Source organism: Bradyrhizobium guangzhouense (assembly GCF_004114955.1).
Taxonomy (GTDB): Bacteria; Pseudomonadota; Alphaproteobacteria; order Rhizobiales; family Xanthobacteraceae; genus Bradyrhizobium; species Bradyrhizobium guangzhouense.
In genome coordinates this window covers 538,727-555,834 of sequence record NZ_CP030053.1, presented here as the reverse complement: position 1 = coordinate 555,834, position 17,108 = coordinate 538,727, and the positions used below count along the sequence as shown (strand labels likewise).

Sequence of the window (17,108 nt, the reverse complement as noted above, 5' to 3'; positions counted from 1 at the left end):
CGATGGAGAGGGAACAGGGGTGACCAGCAAAACATCTTGGCCGGCACGAGCGCGTTGCGACTTCTTGGCCTTGAACTGGTGCATCGCTTGACCCCGGAAGTGCGAGCCCGATGAGGAGAGGCTAGTCCGCTCCTCTCCGAGTGTCAATAAAAACTGACGTCAATAATGCTTGACGATTTGGCGCGCTTCCGTTCAAATGCTTAGGGAGGCATTCGATGACCGATCTCAATGAAACCGCCCCTCCGCCGGCCGGCTTTGGCGTACGCCCTTCCCGATCGGGCATAGAAGTCGGTTTACACCGCAAGCTCCCGCCACTCGTCATCCGTGGCACAACGCTCTCTCATCTCAGCCGAACTGTTGAAATCGAGATCATCCCGCGCCTGGTGATGGCGCACGGCAATGCGGTGCAACAAAGCGCCCCGGTGCCGATTCCAACCGCTGACGGCGAGGTCACTGATTTCGCCGAGCTAGTGCTTGGAACCGAAAACAATCGCGCTGCCGACCTCATCCAGTCCTATCGCGAGCGCGGCGTGCCCCTTGAGGCGATCTATCTCGACCTGATGGTGCCAGCCGCGCGCCATCTGCGTCATCTCTGGATGAACGACGAATGGGACTTCGCCGACGTCACGCTCGCATTGTGGCGCATGCAGCAATTGCTGCGCGATTTCAGCCCCGCATTTTGTGCCGACGCCGGCGCCAAGTCAGCAGGGCTGCGCGCCCTGCTCGCCGCAGGTCCCGACGAAAAGCACGATATCGCTCACATGATGTTCGGGCTGGTGCTGGCCGGTGAATTCTTTCGGCGTGACGGCTGGGACACCTGGATCGAACCCGACCCCGCCGCCGCAGCCTTCATTCAAACAGTCCGTACCCAATGGTTCGACGTGGTCGAATTGTTTGCCAGCGGCGACAAGAAGCTCGACGACCTCGCCACAAGCATCCGCATGATCCGGCGGGAATCGTCCAATCGCAATATCGGTGTCATGGTCTGCGGTCCTGCCTTCACCGAACGGCCTGAACTCGTCCTGCTGGTCGGCGGCGACGCTGTCGTCTCCGACTTCAATCATGAAGCCTTACAAGCACAGAACGTCGTCAACCTCCTGACGGAGCGGCGATAGCTGGCCTTGTGAAGCGACGCCTGGACGAGATTCGCCGCGAGAGGTTTGCTGTTGTCAGAGGGTGATTTCGTCCGTGAGGGTTTTCAGGGCTCCGAAAGAATCGCTTGGCGATCTCGATGCGGATGTCGCGGCCACGCTGGTGGCCGCCGCTTCCGATATCGCGCTGGCCATGGATAATGACGGAATGATCCATGATGTCGCCTTCCAAAGGGTCGATTTGCCGCTGGAGCTGAAGTACAGCGATCAATGGGTGGGCCGCTCGTGGCAGGCGACGGTCGTCGCGGAGAGCCAAAGGAAAATCGAGCAATTGCTCGAGGAAGCGAAAGCGAGAAAGCACTCGCGCTGGCGGGAGATCCGCTATCCCGCAACGCGCGGTCCCGACATCCCGATCCTTTGTTCGGTCGTCGCAACCGGAGAACAGCGCTTTGTCGCCATAGGCCGCGACGTGCGTGCGGCCGCTGCGCTCCAACAAAAGTTGGTCGAGGCCCAGATCGCCATGGAGCGCGATTATTCTAGGATGCGCAGCGTGGAATCGCGCTACCGGATCCTGTTCCAGATGTATTCGGAGCCGGTGCTGATCGTCGATGCCGCGACCCATCGCGTGGTCGAAGCCAATCCGGCGGCGTCGATTCTTGTGGACGACGGTCCTACGCAACTAATCGGAAAGCTCTTCCCGGACGCGCTCCTGATCGATGACCCGGCCGCGAGCCAGTCCATTTCCCTCGCGTTGCGAACACAAGGGCGCATAGAGGCACTCAAGCTGCATTTGGACAATGGGAGAGACTTCTCGCTGGATGGCGCGTTCTTCAGGCAGGACCTCTCTTCGTTCTTTCTGCTGCGTTTCTCGCCATCGGCGCCGACACTGGCGTCTCCCTCGGACCAAGCCGACGAAACATCGCATGTGCTCCAGTTTGTCGAAGAGGCTCCGGACGGCCTCATCCTCACGGACTGCGACGGCCGGCTGCTCCGGGCCAATGCCGCTTTCCTGCAGCTCGCCCAAATCGAGAGCGAAAAGCTCGTTCAGGGCGAGAACATCGATCGCTGGATCGGCAAATCCAGCGTCGACCTCGAGATCCTGCTGGCGAATCTGCGGCAGCACAGAGCACTCAAGCTGTTTTCAAGCGTTGTCCGCGGCGAACACGGCTCGCCCGTCAACGTCGAAATTTCGGCCGTCGCACTCGGACCACGAGACGATCCGAGCCTCGGCTTTATCATCCGGAATGTAGAACGGCGCATCGGCACCAACTCCGATCCACGTTCGGAAATTCCACGATCGCGCGAGCAGCTCGCCGAGCTGATCGGACGCGTTCCTTTGAAAGAGCTGGTGCGTGAGACCACAGACGTGATCGAGCGCATGTGCGTCGAGGCGGCGCTGAAGCTGACAGGCGACAACCGTGCCACCGCCGCCGAGATGCTCGGGCTCAGCCGCCAAAGTCTTTACGTCAAGCTGCGGCGCTTTGGCCTTGCAGAGGCCAGCGAATACGACGAGGGCAAGATCGAGTAACGCATCATGACCGACATCGCTCCGACATCATCACTGAGGCGCCCGTCGCCTTCTGCCGTGCTCGAACTGTTGAAGCCCATTACCTGGTTTCCACCGGTGTGGGCATTCGGCTGCGGAATCGTCTCGTCGGGTCAGAGCCCGGCCGGACGCTGGCCGACGATCCTTGCAGGCGTCGTTCTGGCCGGGCCTCTCGTCTGCGCCACGAGCCAGGCTGTGAACGACTGGTACGACCGCCATGTCGATGCGATCAACGAACCGCACCGCCCGATCCCCTCCGGCCGTATACCCGGTCGCTGGGGCTTCAATATCGCGGTGATCTGGACGATGTTGTCGGTCGCCTTGGCTAGTCAGCTGGGTTCCTGGGTCTGCGGCGCGACCGTGTTTGGACTGGTCCTGGCATGGGCCTACAGCGCCCCTCCGCTACGGCTCAAGCAAAATGGTTGGGTCGGCAATGGTGCTGTTGGCCTCTGCTATGAAGGACTGCCTTGGCTGACCGCCGCCGCCATCATGACCAACGGCGCGCCGGACTGGCGGATCACCGGCGTGGCCTTGCTTTACAGCCTTGGCGCCCACGGCATCATGACCCTGAACGATTTCAAATCGATCGAGGGGGACCGCAGGATGGGGATCTTTTCCTTGCCGGTGCACCTCGGCGCACACCGCGCCGCGCTGCTGGCTTGTCTCACCATGGCGTTGGCGCAAGCGATCGTCGTTGGGCTGCTCTGCACCTGGCAAAGACCAATTCACGCGGCAGTCGTTCTTGGGCTGCTGATTGGTCAGTTCGCGTTGATGCGACGGCTCCTGCAGAACCCGCGCGAGCATGCGCCCTGGTACAACGGAACGGGCGTAAGCCTGTATGTGCTGGGCATGCTTGTCACGGCGTTTGCGCTCGGAGGGCTTACGGCATGATGGAAGCGACGTTGCGTCCACTTTCCTGGCTCGGCATTGTCCGCCTCGGCCTTGTCCAAGCCGCCCTTGGTGCGATTGTCGTGCTCACGACGTCGACGCTGAACCGGGTCATGGTGGTAGAGCTCGCGCTGCCGGCGATGTTGCCCGGTCTGCTGGTCGGTCTTCACTACGCGATGCAAATTTTCCGTCCGCGTCTCGGCTATGGTTCGGACCTCGGTGGCCGCCGCACTCCATGGATCATCGGTGGCATGGCCGTGCTTGCAGCGGGCGGCGCACTCGCGGCAATCGCGACCGCCTGGATGGCAACATGGCTGCTTACCGGAATCGTTCTCGCCGTGATCGCCTTTTTGATGATCGGCATCGGTGTTGGCGCAGCCGGAACATCGCTGCTTGTTCTGCTCGCCAAACGCACGGCGCCGGAACGGAGAAGCGCCGCCGCGTCCATCGCATGGGTCATGATGATCGCGGGTTTCATCGTTACCACGATCATCGCCGGCCGCGCGCTCGACCCCTATTCGGGCGGACGGCTCATCATCGTGTCATCGACGGTGTCGGCGATCGCCCTCCTCCTTGCAATCGCTGGTATCTGGAACATCGAAGGCGAGGTATTGCCACATCAGCGCGTCACAATCGCGCCGCGCGGCACCTCCTTCACCAGAGAGTTGAAGGAAATTTGGGCGGATTCAAAAGTTCGCCGCTTCGCGATCTTCATCTTCGTCTCGATGCTGGCTTACAGCGCCCAAGACCTCATCCTCGAGCCCTTTGCAGGCGCGGTGTTCGGGATGACGCCAGGGGAAACGACGAGATTGTCAGGCACCCAACACAGCGGCGCATTGATCGGCATGATGCTCGTCCCGCTGGTCAACATGCTGGTGCCAGCCTGGCGAACGCGCACCGGGCCCTGGATCGTGGGCGGATGCATCGCGTCAGCGCTGTCCTTGTCGAGCCTCGCGCTTGCAGCTCTCGTAGGCCCCCCGTGGCCGCTGCAGCTGTCGGTCCTCGCGCTCGGCATCACCAATGGCGCCTATGCGATCGCGGCGATCGGGGCGATGATGAATTTGGTCGGTGCCGGCCAGCGCGACCGCGAAGGCACACGCATGGGCGTGTGGGGCGCGTCACAAGCGATCTCCTTCGGGCTTGGCGGCTTGCTGGGGACACTCGCCAGCGACGCAGCGCGGTACGTGCTTCCATCACCGTCACTCTCCTATGCAGCAGTGTTTGCGGCCGAAGCCGGTCTGTTCTTGGCGGCGGCGTATCTCGCAATCTGGATCGGCCAGCCGCTGTCCAAGGATAACGCCGAGAGTTCGCTGGCCGTGGCGGCCCAGGCAGGGAGTATGACGTGATCGAAGCCCGGACATTCGACGTCGCGATCGTTGGAGGCGGCCCGGCTGGCGCCACCGCGGCCAATGATCTGGCTCGGCTCGGTTACGATGTGCTCCTGCTTGATCGTGCCGGGAGAATCAAGCCATGCGGCGGCGCGATCCCGCCGCGGCTGATCGACGAGTTCGAGATTCCCGACGAGCTTCTGGTCGCGCGAATCTCGTCTGCCAGAATGGTATCGCCCACCGATAGTCAGGTCGACATGCCGATCGAGGGCGGCTTTGTCGGAATGGTCGATCGCGACGTCTTCGACGAATGGTTGCGCCAGCGCGCCGCACGTTCGGGCGCCGAGCGGCAGACCGGCACGTTCAAGGAGTTGCTGCGCGACCGAGACGGCATGGCGACGCTCGTCTGCGACAGACGCGACGCCGACGGCGCAACACAGATGATTTCGATTCGCGCCCGCGCCGTGATCGGCGCTGATGGCGCATTGTCGGCGATAGCTCGTCAATGCATTCCCGGTGCCGACAACATTCGCTATGTCTTTGCCTATCACGAGATTGTCCGCTCGCCCGAACAGGGAGGCATCCCCTTCGACGGCACACGCTGCGACGTGATCTATCGTGGCAAGCTGTCGCCGGACTTCTATAGCTGGATCTTTCCACATGGTGCCACGACTAGCATCGGCACAGGCAGCGCCTGCAAGGGATTTTCCCTACGGGGCTCCGTAAGCGAATTGCGCCAGACCCTTGGTCTCGACCAAGCCGCGACCATCCGGCGCGAAGGCGCCCCGATCCCGCTCGAACCTCTCAAGCGCTGGGACAACGGCCAGGATGTCGTGCTGGCGGGCGACGCCGCCGGCGTTGTGGCGCCGGCGTCCGGCGAAGGCATCTATTACGCCATGGCTTGCGGGCGCCTCACAGCCGATGCGGTCCATAAGTTCCTGCTGACGGGCGATGCGCGTCAGCTCAAGAATGCACGCAAACGCTTCATGCGCCTGCATGGCGGCGTGTTCTGGATCCTCGGCCTGATGCAGCGCTATTGGTACACCAACGACAGCCGTCGCGAACGCTTCGTCGCCATCTGTCGGGACCGTGACGTCCAGCAGCTGACCTGGGATGCCTACATGAACAAGGCCCTTGTGCGCGCCAGACCGCTGTCACATGTGCGGATCTTCTTCAAGAACATTGCACATCTGACGGGCCTCGCTCGCGCGAGCTGACGATGGAAGCGGCTGCGATGATCGATTTCCTATCCGGGGTCCACGCCGTTGATCTGATTTTGGTGATCGTCGCAGCCGAGATCATCGCGATCACGCTGTACTGGCACGTGACCCGACGCGGTATTTCTCCCAGGGAATTGCTGCCGAACCTGGTGGCAGGCGCGCTCCTTCTCCTCGCGTTACGGCTGTCTTTGAGTGACTATTCCTGGCCGTGGTACACGGCGTGCCTGGCGCTTGCGGGGGTCGCCAACGTTGCCGATTTAAGGCAACGCTGGCGTTGACGAGAGAGGCTACTTCTTATCCGGAGAGAACGTCTTGATGTAGGCGATGACGTCCTTGCGCTGCTGCTCGTTAGCAAGCTTGAAGACCATCTTGGTCGAGCCAGTGGCGAGATCGGCCTTGCCCTTGTCAGTTAGGAACTTCTTCAGGAAGGCGTTGGGATCGGGCAGATATTCGAAAATCAGGTCCTCGCTCCAGACGAGACCGTTCTCTCCCGCGTGTTTGTTGAGCTCGGAATAGGCGAAGCCGGGTGCCGTTCCCGATTGGCGACCGATCACGCCAGTCAAAACCGGACCGACCATGTTCTTGGCCTCCGGGCCGATGCGATGACAGGTCATGCATTGCTTGAAAACCTGCTCTCCCTTTGCAGCGTCGCCTCCCGCTCCCTCGCCTGCAGCGAAGCTCGTGGACGGTGCCAGCGCGGCGAATGCCGCGAAGCCAGCTGCGATTGCCGCCAATTTTCCTGTCATCATTCTACCTCCCGAAGGTCATTCTTGATGCACCGTTATGATTATTTAACACATATTATTGTCAATTATACTTGTCATCAATAATCTCGGAAAGCCGCGATCGTTCCCGGACGCGCCGCTCCAGATTGAGAAGGCACGAAGGCCGTGGATGGCGTAAATTTGGCTTGACACTTGGGCGACGGCGGGCAAACGGTCACTGTGGCCCACTGGTGATGTGTTAACACAAGCTCACCTTGACCCCTGTCAATGGGCCGGTGAGGACTGAGCCTATAATCCGTTAATTGGAACCTGGGTGCAGAGTGCGATGTCGGAGTTCAATGCTCCCCAACCCGATGTGACATTGCTTCTCGATATGGACGGCGTCATTCGCGAAGTGACGCTGGCTCCCGCCATGTCCAAGGAGAACATCGACGCTTGGGTGGGACGTCCGTGGTCAGACGTCGTGGGCGGCGCTTCCGACAAGATCCAGCGCATGATGCAGGACACCCAGCGTACCGGCATCTCGGCGTTTCGCCAGATCACCCAGAAATTCCCGAGCGGCCTTGAACTCCCCATGGAGTTCACCACAGTGCTGCTCGGCGGCCGCGCCGGAATGCTTGCGATCGGCAAGAACCTGCAAGCGGTCGCGGAACTACAGGCGCGGCTGATCTCCGCACAGCAGACGATCGAGCGTGATTATTGGAAGCTCCGCGAGATCGAAACGCGATATCGGCTGGTGATCGAAGACTCCAATGACGCGGTCCTCCTGGTAAAAGTAGCCGATCTCCGCATTGTCGAAGCCAATCGGACGGCTGCGACCGCCCTCGCCGGCGCCGCGCGGCGCAAGGAAGGCCCCGTCGGGAGAGACTTCCTACAGGAGATTGCAGCGAAAGACCGTGAGCCGATTGAGCTGATGCTGCGCCGGGTTCGTGATCAGGGCAAAGCGCCTGGCATCGTGGTTCATCTCGGCGCGGAAAGCGCTCCATGGACTGTACGCGGCTCCCTGATGACCCAGGAATCGACGCCGGTCTTTCTTTTACAGATGACACCGATCGGGAAATCGACCGGCGCAGCTGTGTCGGAGCAGGAAGACCTCGAGGACGTACTCGATCGCCTTCCGGACCCAGTTGCGATCATCGACGACAACGGTGAGGTCAAGCGCGCCAATCGCGCCTTCGCCGAGCTCGTCGAAATTGGATCCGCCGGAGCGGTGACGGGCGAAAATCTGGGTCGCTGGCTGTCCAGGCCCGGCGCCGATCTGCCGGTCCTGATTTCCAACATTCAGCGCCACGGAGTGGTTCGCCTGCTGTCGACCACTGTTCTGGGAGAGCTCGGAACGGAAACCGAGATCGAGATTTCCGCATCCGGCTATCAGCATGGCGGCGACAGCCGTATCGTGCTGATCCTGCGGAACGTGGCGCGCCGACTGTCGTCGAGCCCGGAAAGCGACAGCCTCCGCACGGCGCTGGCGTCCATGAATGAGACGGTCGGCAAGACGCCGCTGCGAAAGCTGGTCAAGAGCACTGTCGAGGTCGTCGAACAACACTACGTCCGTGCCGCACTGCAACTTGCCGAGGGCAATCGTACGACTGCCGCGGAGATCCTGGGGTTGAGTCGGCAAAGCCTTTACGCCAAACTCGACCGGTATAAACTTCAAGAAGAACCGGATAGCACCGGGTAGCGAGGAAACATAAGGGGGGTTAGTTGACCTCGGTCCCTCTTGCATCGCCCGCATTCGGGCAGGCAACGCTTGCCAATTGCGAGCGCGAGCAAATCCATCTGGCAGGATCGATCCAGCCTCATGGCGCGCTTCTCGTCGTTCGGGAGCCTGACAACGTTGTCATTCAAGCAAGTGCCAACGCGAGCGACATCCTGAAAATCAGCCCCGTCGTCGGCCGATCTCTCACCGACTTCGACGGCAATCTTCTGCTGAAGATTCTGCCGCACCTGGGAGGGCCGCTGCATTCGAAGCCGATGACTGTCCGATGCAGCCTTGGCAGCCCGCAACAGCGGTTCGACTGCACGATCCATCGACCGTCAAACGGCGGCCTCATGCTGGAGCTCGAACCCGCCGCTCCGTCGGCTGATCCGACGCCCGCCCTTGACGGCGCCTTTCATCGCATCACCTCCTCATCCTCGCTGCGCGCGCTCTGCGACGAGACAGCCGCCATCTTCAAGGATATTACCGGTTACGATCGCGTAATGGTCTACCGCTTTGACGAGGAAGGTCACGGCGAGATATTTTCCGAGCGACGACGCCAGGACCTGGAAGCATTCCTCGGCAACCGGTATCCGGCATCGGACATCCCCCAAATCGCGCGCAAGCTTTACGAGCGTAACCGCGTTCGCTTGCTGGTGGACGTCAACTACACGCCCGTGCCGTTGCAGCCACGCCTCTCGCCGCTGAACGGCCGGGACCTCGACATGTCCTTGAGCTGCCTGCGCAGCATGTCCCCGATCCACCAAAAATACCTGCAGAATATGGGCGTCGGCGCGACGCTGGTCTGCTCCCTGATGGTGTGCAATCGGCTATGGGGCCTCATCGCCTGCCATCATTATTCCCCTCGCTTCATTCCTTTCGATATGAGGGCGGTGTGTGAAGCGCTGGCAGAGGCCTGCGCAATCCGGATTGCTGCGCTCGAAAGCTTCGCGCAGAGCCAATCGGAACTCGTGGTCCGCAGGCTCGAGCAGCGATTGATTGAAGCCGTTTCGCGCGATGGCGATTGGCAGACCGCTCTGTTCGACGGAGCGCAGTCATTGCTCCAGCCGCTGGGTGCGACCGGCGCCGCGCTGTTGTTCGAGGGACAGGTCACAACCACCGGCGACGTACCTGCGACGCAACGCATTCGTGAAATCGGGACCTGGCTCGACAGCAAGCGAACCGAACGGGCCAGCTCACGGCCTGAGAACCTGGTCACGGCTTCGCTGACGATCGACGAGCCAGCTTTCATCGATCTGCGATCGGTTGCCAGTGGAGTCATCGCCGTACCGCTTTCGGCGAGCCCCGGGGAATATCTGATCTGGTTCCGACCGGAACGCGTGACCACAGTCACCTGGGGCGGCGATCCGCTCAAGGCGGTAATCATCGGCGATGATCCATCCGATCTTTCGCCGCGTCGCTCCTTTGCACAATGGCACCAGTTGGTGGAAGGCAAATCCGATCCTTGGTCTCTGGCCGAGATATCCTCGGCGCGTATGATCGGGGAGACCGTCGCGGACGTCGCCCTGCAATTTCGTACCGTGCGGATGGTCATTGCGCAGGATCAGCTCGAGACGATCAGCCGCCAAGTCACTCAATCCGAACAACCCGTCATCATCGCCGATGTGGAAGGCCGCATCCTGCTCCTCAACGAGGCATTCGAGCAACAGCTGCGAGCACCGCATCCCCACTTGCCTCACCTTCGCGATCTCGGCAGCTACTTCACCTCGCCGGCCGACTTCCGCGCCAATCTGGAAGACATGCTTCGCAACAAGCGCAGCTGGCGGGGTGAATTGCAGATCGACAACAAGGGGGCTCAGCCTCGATCGCTGATGCTGCGTGCTGACCCGGTGATCGGCCCGCACGACCGCGTACTCGGTTTCGTGATGATCTTCTCCGATCTCAGCGACCGCAAGGCGGCGGAATCCGCGCGGACCCGATTCCAGGAAGACATCGAAGGGCCACGGCGGCCAAGCCTGCGCCTCGATTCGAGCGCCAGCCTGCTCTATCAGGAGCTTGCGGCGTCAGCCGTGGCAAACGCGCAGCTTGCAGCGCTCGAGGTCACGCATGGCGCGGAGATCAGCCGGATGCCCGAGATGCTCGACAGCATTCGCAGCTCGACCAGCCGGACGCTCGACATTCTCGAGCATCTGGTCTGGCATACTTCGCATTCGGACAGCTGATCAGGAACCGCTTTGGGCGACATCCGCCTGCAGCGCAAGCGAAAGCTCGATATTCAACTCGAAAGCCAGCGCTCCCTCTTCGACGACAGCATCGAAATCCTCGCTTTCATCGCCGGCGCGATCGATGGCGGCTCGATAGCCCGACTTGAACGCTACGACGTCGAAGATTGCGGGGAAAGCATAGAAAGTCAGTGCTTCAGGCGGAAGATCGAGCGAGCGGGCAAGCAGGCGGCTCAGGATCTGACCGCCGCTGAGGTCGCCGAGATAGCGCGCATAGGCGTGGGCGATCAGCCTGCTGCCGTCGCCTTTCGAAGCCGCGATGATCGCGGTGACATACCGTTCCACTGCCGGCGAGGTCTCTTCCTGGCCTGGTGGAAAGTGATGCAGATCCGCAGCTATTGCTTCGGCGCGCTCGAGCTCCCGAAACACAATCGGGGCAACCGCCGATGACCGGGCACACATGGTCAATTGCCGCTCAAGCGCCTGATACACCGGCAACAGGCTTCGTAGCAGGCGTGCGTAGCTCTCACGCGTGCAACGCCCCGTCAGAATATCGGCGATGATCCCGGACCGTTCTGCCCGAACATGCAGATCCCGCGTCCGCTCCCGCAACGCCTCTACCAGGCTCGCCGGGCGCAAATCGAGCCCGGCGCGATCAGTCCGTTCGAGCATGTCATCTCACCAGCATCGCGGCTTACCGAGGCATTGCCAGACCGTGCTTCACGCCCCAGTCAAACCAATTATCGACGACCGTTCCCGACAGTAAGATACCGATGCCGCCGGTCAAGGGGCAAAGCACCGCGAACCACCAAGCCCAGCGATGAATGGACTCGGCAGTGGCGTTGAAACCCATGGTCCAGCGCCAGAACAACGCGCCGCGCTCGAACGCTGTGCCGCGATCGACGACCTGCTCAATCTCGCGCTCGCCGCCGTAGCGGCTGATGGCGAGCACGGTCGCGCCGTGCATGGCGAACAGCAGCGCCGAGCCATAGAGGAACGCAATCGAAAGCATGTGGAACGGGTTGTAGAACAGGTTTCCGTGCGTGATGGAGAAATTGTTGGTCCAGTCCAGATGCGGGAAGATCCCGAAAGGCACCGCCTCGCTCCAGCTTCCCATCAGGATCGGCCTAATGAAGCCGAGCACGAGATAAAGCCAGATCGCTGCCGCGAAGGCCCAGGATACATGAGTGCCAAGTCCCAGCGCGCGGGCGCGGCGATAGGTCCGCACCCACCACAGCAGGATCGAGGTCGTCAGGAAGAAGCCGGCCATCAGCCACCACCCGCCTTCCTGCAAGGGCGGGAATATCTGCAGCCCATATTCCGGGGCCGGCGGCTGCAGCGCGAGCCACGGAAATTGGCGGACGAACTCAAGCGGGCTCCAGTTCACCGAGGCCAGCATGTTGAGACCGATGATCTCGATCGCTGCGAAGCCGGACAGGAGCGACGCGAGCCCGAAGAAGCCGAGATAGACGGGACCGATCTGCGAATCGCCGATCTTACCGAGCCAGTAATAGTGACCGCCTTTGCCCAAGCGCTCCCAGATCCCCGGCTGCAAAGGAATTCCCGGATAGACGGGGCTGCGCACCTGAACCTGCGTGAAGATGTTCTGATATTCGGCCATTGTGATCTCCATTCAGCCGTGCGGCGTCCAGATCGGCACGCTGCGCCACCATTCCCACCAGTCCGACCACAAGGCGCCTTCCGGCCGCAGCCATGCGGGTCCGCTGATCACGATGCACACCGCGCTGAAGAAGACCGCCGACAGCGCCAGAAACAAACCGATGCGGTGAATTCCGAGGGTGCCGATCGAGTAGCCGATCAGATCACGGAACATCGTATTCTCATGCTCTGGCGTCTTGACCACTTCACCACGTCCCGGATTTGTCGAAGAGAGGATGAGCGAGCCGTGCAGCGCAAGCGCAAAGCAAGTGGTGAAGAAGAAGGTGATCGCGATCATGTGCGCCGGGTTGTAATGGAAGTTTCCGAACTGGTACCCGGTGTTCGAAACCCAATCGAGATGCGTGATGATCCCGTAAGGGAAGGCGTAGCTCCATGAGCCCATCAGCACGGGACGGATCACCTCGAGCGTGAAATAGGCCAGGATCGCGAAGCTGAACGCGACCGGCACGTGATAGCCGATAGCAAGCTTTCGGCAGATCTCGACTTCGCGCAGGGCCCAGGAAACGAACGCGCCGAGCGCGCAAACGGTGATGAGTTGCCAGAAGCCGCCCTCCGCAAGGGGCGCGAATGACAAGCCATATTGGGCATCCGGCGGATTGATGCTGATCTGCCAGATATTCCACGTCGGTCCCAATGATGCCGCATACAGAATGAGCGACACCCCGACAAAGGTGAAGAATATCGTCGTCACTCCAAAGAAACCGACATAGAACGGGCCAACCCAGAAATCGAAGAGATCACCACCGATCAGCGTCCCGCCACGGACGCGGTATTTGCGTTCAAAGCTGAGCATGGCCATCGGTCATTCCTCCGGTGCTTGTCGATGCTGCCTCGTATCGGAATTGGGAGCGGGCGAACCGGTTCTGTCGACCGAATTCGCCCGCTTCCAGGTATCGAGCCCTAGCCGAGCTTCAGCGGGGTCGCCGGTTCGGAAATCGACGACGTCTTCGCCGGACGAGGTCCTTCCAGCCAATTGAACCGGTTCGTGCTGAGCAGGATGAAGTGAATCACCAATGCCAGTCCGAACAGGAACGTGAACAGGGCAACCAGCGTCCTTCGCGGATCGAACAACAACCACAAGCGCCACATAGTCTTCTCCTTCTCTAGGTCAGGTAGGAGCCAACGATGCTGGCGTAGTGGATTGCTCCATCCATCGCCGCCTTATACCCACCGGGGCCCGGCAACCAGGGACGCCACATCCAGGCGAGAATGTGCGCGATGATCGCGATCACCGTGAAGATCACAAAGCTCGTCATGAAGATGCTGTGGAATTCCTTGGCTTCCGCTTCAGTCAGCCCCGACAGAGAGCCTCCCTGTCTTGGTACGTCCACCATGTGTGGTACCTCCTGTGTTGGCCTTACGGCCGTATGCCGCCCAAACGATAGAGCGGCGTCGAACGCCATCCCGTTGCCGGCATGGCGATCCGTGCGGCGAGCCGCACGAATTCCGTCACAAGCCCACGAACGACGACGAGGCGCAGTTCGCGGCCAGCGCGCTGGTTTCGCCGAGGATCGAATGACGATGTCGCTTTGCGCGGTCGGAACTCCCGTTCAAGCGTCGCATCGCGACCGGGAGGAGATACGCGGCGAAACAAGCGCCATAGACCAGCAGATATTCGAGACCTGCCTTCGAACCTGAAGCTGCGTTCTGATGTGTGCCTTCATAAAGCGACATCGGCCTCTCCCTCCCGGTGGAATTGCGATTTCCTGCTCATGCGGCCTGCCCCTCGAGCGACGTGCTTGCTGCCGCAAGAACCTCTGCCGTCACCCGCTCAAGGCCGGACCGGCGCGCACCGCGCTCGGCGGCGTCTCGTAGACGTTTGGCTGCCGAGATCCGCACCAGCACGGGCTGATTGTCGACCATGCGGTCGAGCGCAACCTTGGCAGCCTCGTCCCAAGCGAGTTCGCGGAGAACCCGCGAAGGCGTTGCTTCGATCTGGTCGAGGCTCGTTGCCAGAGGCAGGATATGAAAGAGTGCGTCGAAGAGCGCGTTGCAGACCTCCTGCACCAGATAGGTGGCACCCGCATATCCCATGAAAGGCGTACCGGTGTGGCGCCGAATCACCGCACCCGGGAACGAGGCTGGAATGTAGATTGAGCGGCCCCCGACTTCGGAAGCGTACATGCGCTCGTTGTAGCTGCCAAACAGGACCAGTGGCGTCTTCTCATGTACCGCCTTGCGGATGGTCTCGTTGTCCGTCTTGGCGCCAGCAGTACGGGCGAAGCCGAAAGTGCAAGGCAATCCCATCTCGGCTTCAAGGAAATTTCGCACGCCACGCGCATACGTCTCGTTGGCCACAATGCCAAAGCTTGCGGTGCCGAAGAAATCCTGCGTCACTGAGCGCCACAGGTCCCAGAGCGGCTTGATAGTGGTATGCTTCTCTCGCGCGATGAAGGGCTCGGGATCGAGTCCGAGAATCTCGCCGAGGGAGCGGAGGAAGGCCGTGGTCGAGTGGAGCCCGATCGGCGCCTGCAGGTAGGGCCGTTCCAGCGTCTCGCACAACAACCGCCCGAATTCGCGATACATGCAGATATTCACGTCGGCATTGACGAGCTTGGGGATTTCGGCGAGATGACTGCCGAGCGGGAAAACCATGTTGATCTCGGCGCCGATGCGTTCGACCAGACGGCAGATCTCGGCGAGATCGGACGGCATATTGAAGGTGCCGTACATCGGGCCGATGATATTGACGCGCGGCTTGACGCCCTCGGCGCGCGGCTTGCGCTCGGGGATCTTGCGAAGGCCGTACTCGCTCCACAGCCACGACAAGGCGCGGTTTGCGCTCTGCCACTGGTCCTCATCGATGGTTCGCGGCAGGAAGCGCTTGATGTTACTGCCTTCGGGCGTCACGCCGCCGCCAATCATCTCCGCAATAGATCCCGTGACCACGACGGCGGGCAAATCCGGATCGAGTACGGCGCGAGCACGTTTCATCGCATGCTCGGTACCCTTCTGACCGAGCTCCTCTTCGGCGAGACCCGTGACCACGATCGGCAGTTCGTGCGGAGGCAGTGCATCCGTATAGTGAAGCACCGACGTCACCGGAAGGTTTTCGCAACCGACCGGCCCGTCGATGATCACCTGCAGGCCTTTGATCGCCGTGAAGGCATAGACCGAGCCCCAATAGCCGCCGGCGCGATCGTGATCGAGGATCAGCATCACACCATCTCCTCGGACTTGCGCTTTTTGGCTTGAGCTGCAGCGGCCTTGCGAAACTTCTCGCGGAAATCCGGTCGCACCACCGGCGTGTCCTGCCAGATGCCGGCCGTGTCGCCCTCGCCCACCCCTTCAAAGAACTCGCGCATGGTGTCGAACCGCGCCTTGCCGGCGATCGCCGCATTGACAACCTGCGCCAGCGATCCCGCGCCCGCGACACCAAACAATGGCCGCGCTGAGATCAAATTGGTAAAATAGAGCGCAGGAATGGCCTTCGCTTTCGCCTTCTGCACGACCGGCGTGGTGCCGATGGCGAGATCAGGCGCAAACTCCTCAAGTGCTGCAAGATCCTGCTCGAGCGAGGCGCGGTATTGCACCCGCACCCCTTTGGCCACGAGCCATTCGCGGTCGCTGTCGGACCAGGGCGTGCGCGGACAGGCGGTGCCGACATAGCGCAAGTCGGCCCCGCTCTCGACTAACAGACGCCCGACGAGCAACTCCGAGCCCTCGTACCCCGACAGGGTGATGCGGCCCTTGATCGGTGCCGCGGCAAGGGCGCCAGCAATCGCCGGCAAGACGGCGTTCTGCGCGGCGTCGACGAGGCTGCGTGCGATGCCGCACGCCGATCCGATTGCAGCGAGCCAGGCCGCCGTTCCGTCGCGTCCGACTGGCGCGGAGCCGACGATGGTGCGGCCGGCGGCTTCGAACTCCCGGACGGACGCTTTGTAAAAGGGATGGATCGCGGCGACGGCGGCGCAATCGAGCGCACCATAGAGCTCACGCCATTCGCGCGTTGGGACTGCGGGCCCGGCGGCCAAGCCGAGCGGCGCCAGCAGCATGCCGATGCCAACAGGATCGGCCGGGAACATTTCTCCGAGCAGGGTCACGGTCGGCCGGTCGCCCGAGGCGAGGCGAGGAGCCTGGACCGGGCCCTGCTCGGCCTCACGTCGTGCGTAGTTCAACATTGCGGCGGCGAGCACGTCCTTGGCTTCCGCGTGCGTCGGCACGCCGAAACCGGGCACGTCGATACCGATGATGCGAACCCCGTTGATCTCCTTGGGCAAGATCTGCAACGGAACGCCCGACGCAGTCGGAACGCAGAGATTGATGACGACGATGGAATCGTACTGATCGGGGTCGGCAAGCTTGAACACCGCTTCGCGTATGTCCTCGAACAGCTTTCCGGTGACAAGGGTCTCGGAATTGAAAGGCACGTAACCCACGCTGCGGCGCGCGCCGTAGAAATGCGAGGTGAAGGTCAGCCCGTAGACGCAGCAGGCCGAGCCGGACAGCACCGTCGCGGTTCGTCGCATGCGGAGGCCTACGCGCAGCGATCCGAACGCCGGGCACATGCTTTGCGGCTGATCATGCGGACCAACCGGGTAATCCTGGGCGTAGCGCGCCAGCGTCTCGCTCTTCCCGGCGGATTCGGCGGCCTTCTTCAGCTCATCGCTGCCGGCATGGCAGCCGAAGCCATCGCCGGCTTCGACCGATGCCGAAATCGATGCGGGATCCGCGCCGGGCGCCAGCGCTCGGTCTGCGGTGGCCGGGGCATCGGTCTGGTGAAGCTGAACTGCGTCCGTCATCACATC

At 61.7% G+C, this 17,108-nt stretch carries 17 protein-coding genes; 8 read left to right on the top strand and 9 right to left on the bottom strand.

What is annotated here, in order from left to right:
* Positions 1-215: 215 nt before the first annotated feature.
* The 6 genes from XH91_RS02740 to XH91_RS02715 all read left to right on the top strand — a co-directional run bounded on the left by XH91_RS02740 (position 216) and on the right by XH91_RS02715 (position 6,351).
* Entirely contained in the window at positions 216-1,115 is a 900-nt protein-coding gene (locus XH91_RS02740; RefSeq protein ID WP_128949160.1) for a cobalamin B12-binding domain-containing protein, read from the top strand.
* Positions 1,116-1,176: 61 nt separating this feature from the next.
* The gene (ppsR, locus tag XH91_RS02735; RefSeq protein WP_245477269.1) at positions 1,177-2,619 is read left to right on the top strand and encodes a transcriptional regulator PpsR; all 1,443 of its coding nucleotides are present in this window, start codon (positions 1,177-1,179) and stop codon (positions 2,617-2,619) included.
* 6 nt (positions 2,620-2,625) lie between these two features.
* The gene (gene chlG, locus XH91_RS02730; RefSeq protein WP_128949159.1) at positions 2,626-3,528 is read left to right on the top strand and encodes a chlorophyll synthase ChlG; all 903 of its coding nucleotides are present in this window, start codon (positions 2,626-2,628) and stop codon (positions 3,526-3,528) included.
* On the top strand, positions 3,528-4,871 hold the full coding sequence (locus tag XH91_RS02725; protein WP_128954694.1) for a BCD family MFS transporter: 1,344 nt from the start codon (positions 3,528-3,530) through the stop codon (positions 4,869-4,871). The genes chlG and XH91_RS02725 overlap by 1 nt, the downstream gene beginning before the upstream one ends.
* Entirely contained in the window at positions 4,868-6,070 is a 1,203-nt protein-coding gene (locus tag XH91_RS02720) for a geranylgeranyl diphosphate reductase (RefSeq protein WP_128949158.1), read from the top strand. Before XH91_RS02725 ends, XH91_RS02720 begins: the two co-directional genes overlap by 4 nt.
* A 2-nt stretch (positions 6,071-6,072) precedes the next feature.
* A complete protein-coding gene (locus XH91_RS02715; protein ID WP_245477268.1) occupies positions 6,073-6,351 on the top strand; it encodes a hypothetical protein in 279 nt (92 codons plus the stop codon).
* Between the two features lie 9 nt (positions 6,352-6,360).
* On the opposite strand, the gene XH91_RS02710 is transcribed toward XH91_RS02715, so the two are convergent.
* On the bottom strand, positions 6,361-6,819 hold the full coding sequence (locus XH91_RS02710) for a c-type cytochrome (protein ID WP_128949157.1): 459 nt from the start codon (positions 6,817-6,819) through the stop codon (positions 6,361-6,363).
* A gap of 304 nt (positions 6,820-7,123) precedes the next feature.
* On the opposite strand from XH91_RS02710, the gene ppsR (XH91_RS02705) reads away from it, so the two are divergent.
* Positions 7,124-8,479, top strand: coding sequence for a transcriptional regulator PpsR (ppsR, locus tag XH91_RS02705; protein ID WP_128949156.1), 1,356 nt, complete (start codon positions 7,124-7,126; stop codon positions 8,477-8,479).
* Positions 8,480-8,502: 23 nt separating this feature from the next.
* Positions 8,503-10,680: a GAF domain-containing protein gene (locus tag XH91_RS02700; protein ID WP_128949155.1), complete on the top strand. Its 2,178-nt coding sequence runs from the start codon at positions 8,503-8,505 to the stop codon at positions 10,678-10,680.
* On the opposite strand, the gene XH91_RS02695 is transcribed toward XH91_RS02700, so the two are convergent.
* From XH91_RS02695 to bchY, 8 genes are all read right to left on the bottom strand, one after another.
* On the bottom strand, positions 10,681-11,319 hold the full coding sequence (locus XH91_RS02695; protein ID WP_245477267.1) for a biliverdin-producing heme oxygenase: 639 nt from the start codon (positions 11,317-11,319) through the stop codon (positions 10,681-10,683). It lies immediately after the preceding gene.
* A 55-nt stretch (positions 11,320-11,374) separates the two neighbouring features.
* On the bottom strand, positions 11,375-12,301 hold the full coding sequence (gene pufM / locus XH91_RS02690; protein WP_128949153.1) for a photosynthetic reaction center subunit M: 927 nt from the start codon (positions 12,299-12,301) through the stop codon (positions 11,375-11,377).
* Positions 12,302-12,313: 12 nt separating this feature from the next.
* Entirely contained in the window at positions 12,314-13,159 is an 846-nt protein-coding gene (gene pufL / locus XH91_RS02685; RefSeq protein ID WP_128949152.1) for a photosynthetic reaction center subunit L, read from the bottom strand.
* 101 nt (positions 13,160-13,260) lie between these two features.
* Positions 13,261-13,449 (bottom strand): light-harvesting antenna LH1, alpha subunit, encoded by a 189-nt coding sequence (gene pufA / locus XH91_RS02680; RefSeq protein ID WP_128949151.1) that lies wholly within the window; start codon positions 13,447-13,449, stop codon positions 13,261-13,263.
* Between the two features lie 14 nt (positions 13,450-13,463).
* Positions 13,464-13,694 carry a light-harvesting antenna LH1, beta subunit gene (pufB, locus tag XH91_RS02675; RefSeq protein WP_128949150.1) on the bottom strand — a complete coding sequence of 77 codons (231 nt, stop codon included), beginning with the start codon at positions 13,692-13,694 and terminating at the stop codon, positions 13,464-13,466.
* 115 nt (positions 13,695-13,809) lie between these two features.
* Positions 13,810-14,034, bottom strand: a complete 225-nt coding sequence (locus XH91_RS02670) for a hypothetical protein (RefSeq protein WP_128949149.1) — start codon at positions 14,032-14,034, stop codon at positions 13,810-13,812.
* Between the two features lie 36 nt (positions 14,035-14,070).
* The gene (bchZ, locus tag XH91_RS02665; RefSeq protein ID WP_128949148.1) at positions 14,071-15,519 is read right to left on the bottom strand and encodes a chlorophyllide a reductase subunit Z; all 1,449 of its coding nucleotides are present in this window, start codon (positions 15,517-15,519) and stop codon (positions 14,071-14,073) included.
* Positions 15,519-17,102: a chlorophyllide a reductase subunit Y gene (gene bchY / locus XH91_RS02660; protein WP_128949147.1), complete on the bottom strand. Its 1,584-nt coding sequence runs from the start codon at positions 17,100-17,102 to the stop codon at positions 15,519-15,521. Before bchY ends, bchZ begins: the two co-directional genes overlap by 1 nt.
* Positions 17,103-17,108 lie beyond the last annotated feature (6 nt).

Coding starts and splice junctions, on each gene's coding strand:
- ppsR (WP_128949156.1), top strand. CDS start 7,124: ATGTCGGAGTTCAATGCTCCCCAACCCGATGTGACATTGCTTCTCGAT.
- pufB (WP_128949150.1), bottom strand. CDS start 13,694: ATGGTGGACGTACCAAGACAGGGAGGCTCTCTGTCGGGGCTGACTGAA.
- chlG (WP_128949159.1), top strand. CDS start 2,626: ATGACCGACATCGCTCCGACATCATCACTGAGGCGCCCGTCGCCTTCT.
- XH91_RS02715 (WP_245477268.1), top strand. CDS start 6,073: ATGGAAGCGGCTGCGATGATCGATTTCCTATCCGGGGTCCACGCCGTT.
- XH91_RS02670 (WP_128949149.1), bottom strand. CDS start 14,034: ATGTCGCTTTATGAAGGCACACATCAGAACGCAGCTTCAGGTTCGAAG.
- XH91_RS02710 (WP_128949157.1), bottom strand. CDS start 6,819: ATGACAGGAAAATTGGCGGCAATCGCAGCTGGCTTCGCGGCATTCGCC.
- pufA (WP_128949151.1), bottom strand. CDS start 13,449: ATGTGGCGCTTGTGGTTGTTGTTCGATCCGCGAAGGACGCTGGTTGCC.
- bchZ (WP_128949148.1), bottom strand. CDS start 15,519: ATGCTGATCCTCGATCACGATCGCGCCGGCGGCTATTGGGGCTCGGTC.
- XH91_RS02740 (WP_128949160.1), top strand. CDS start 216: ATGACCGATCTCAATGAAACCGCCCCTCCGCCGGCCGGCTTTGGCGTA.
- pufL (WP_128949152.1), bottom strand. CDS start 13,159: ATGGCCATGCTCAGCTTTGAACGCAAATACCGCGTCCGTGGCGGGACG.
- bchY (WP_128949147.1), bottom strand. CDS start 17,102: ATGACGGACGCAGTTCAGCTTCACCAGACCGATGCCCCGGCCACCGCA.
- XH91_RS02725 (WP_128954694.1), top strand. CDS start 3,528: ATGGAAGCGACGTTGCGTCCACTTTCCTGGCTCGGCATTGTCCGCCTC.
- pufM (WP_128949153.1), bottom strand. CDS start 12,301: ATGGCCGAATATCAGAACATCTTCACGCAGGTTCAGGTGCGCAGCCCC.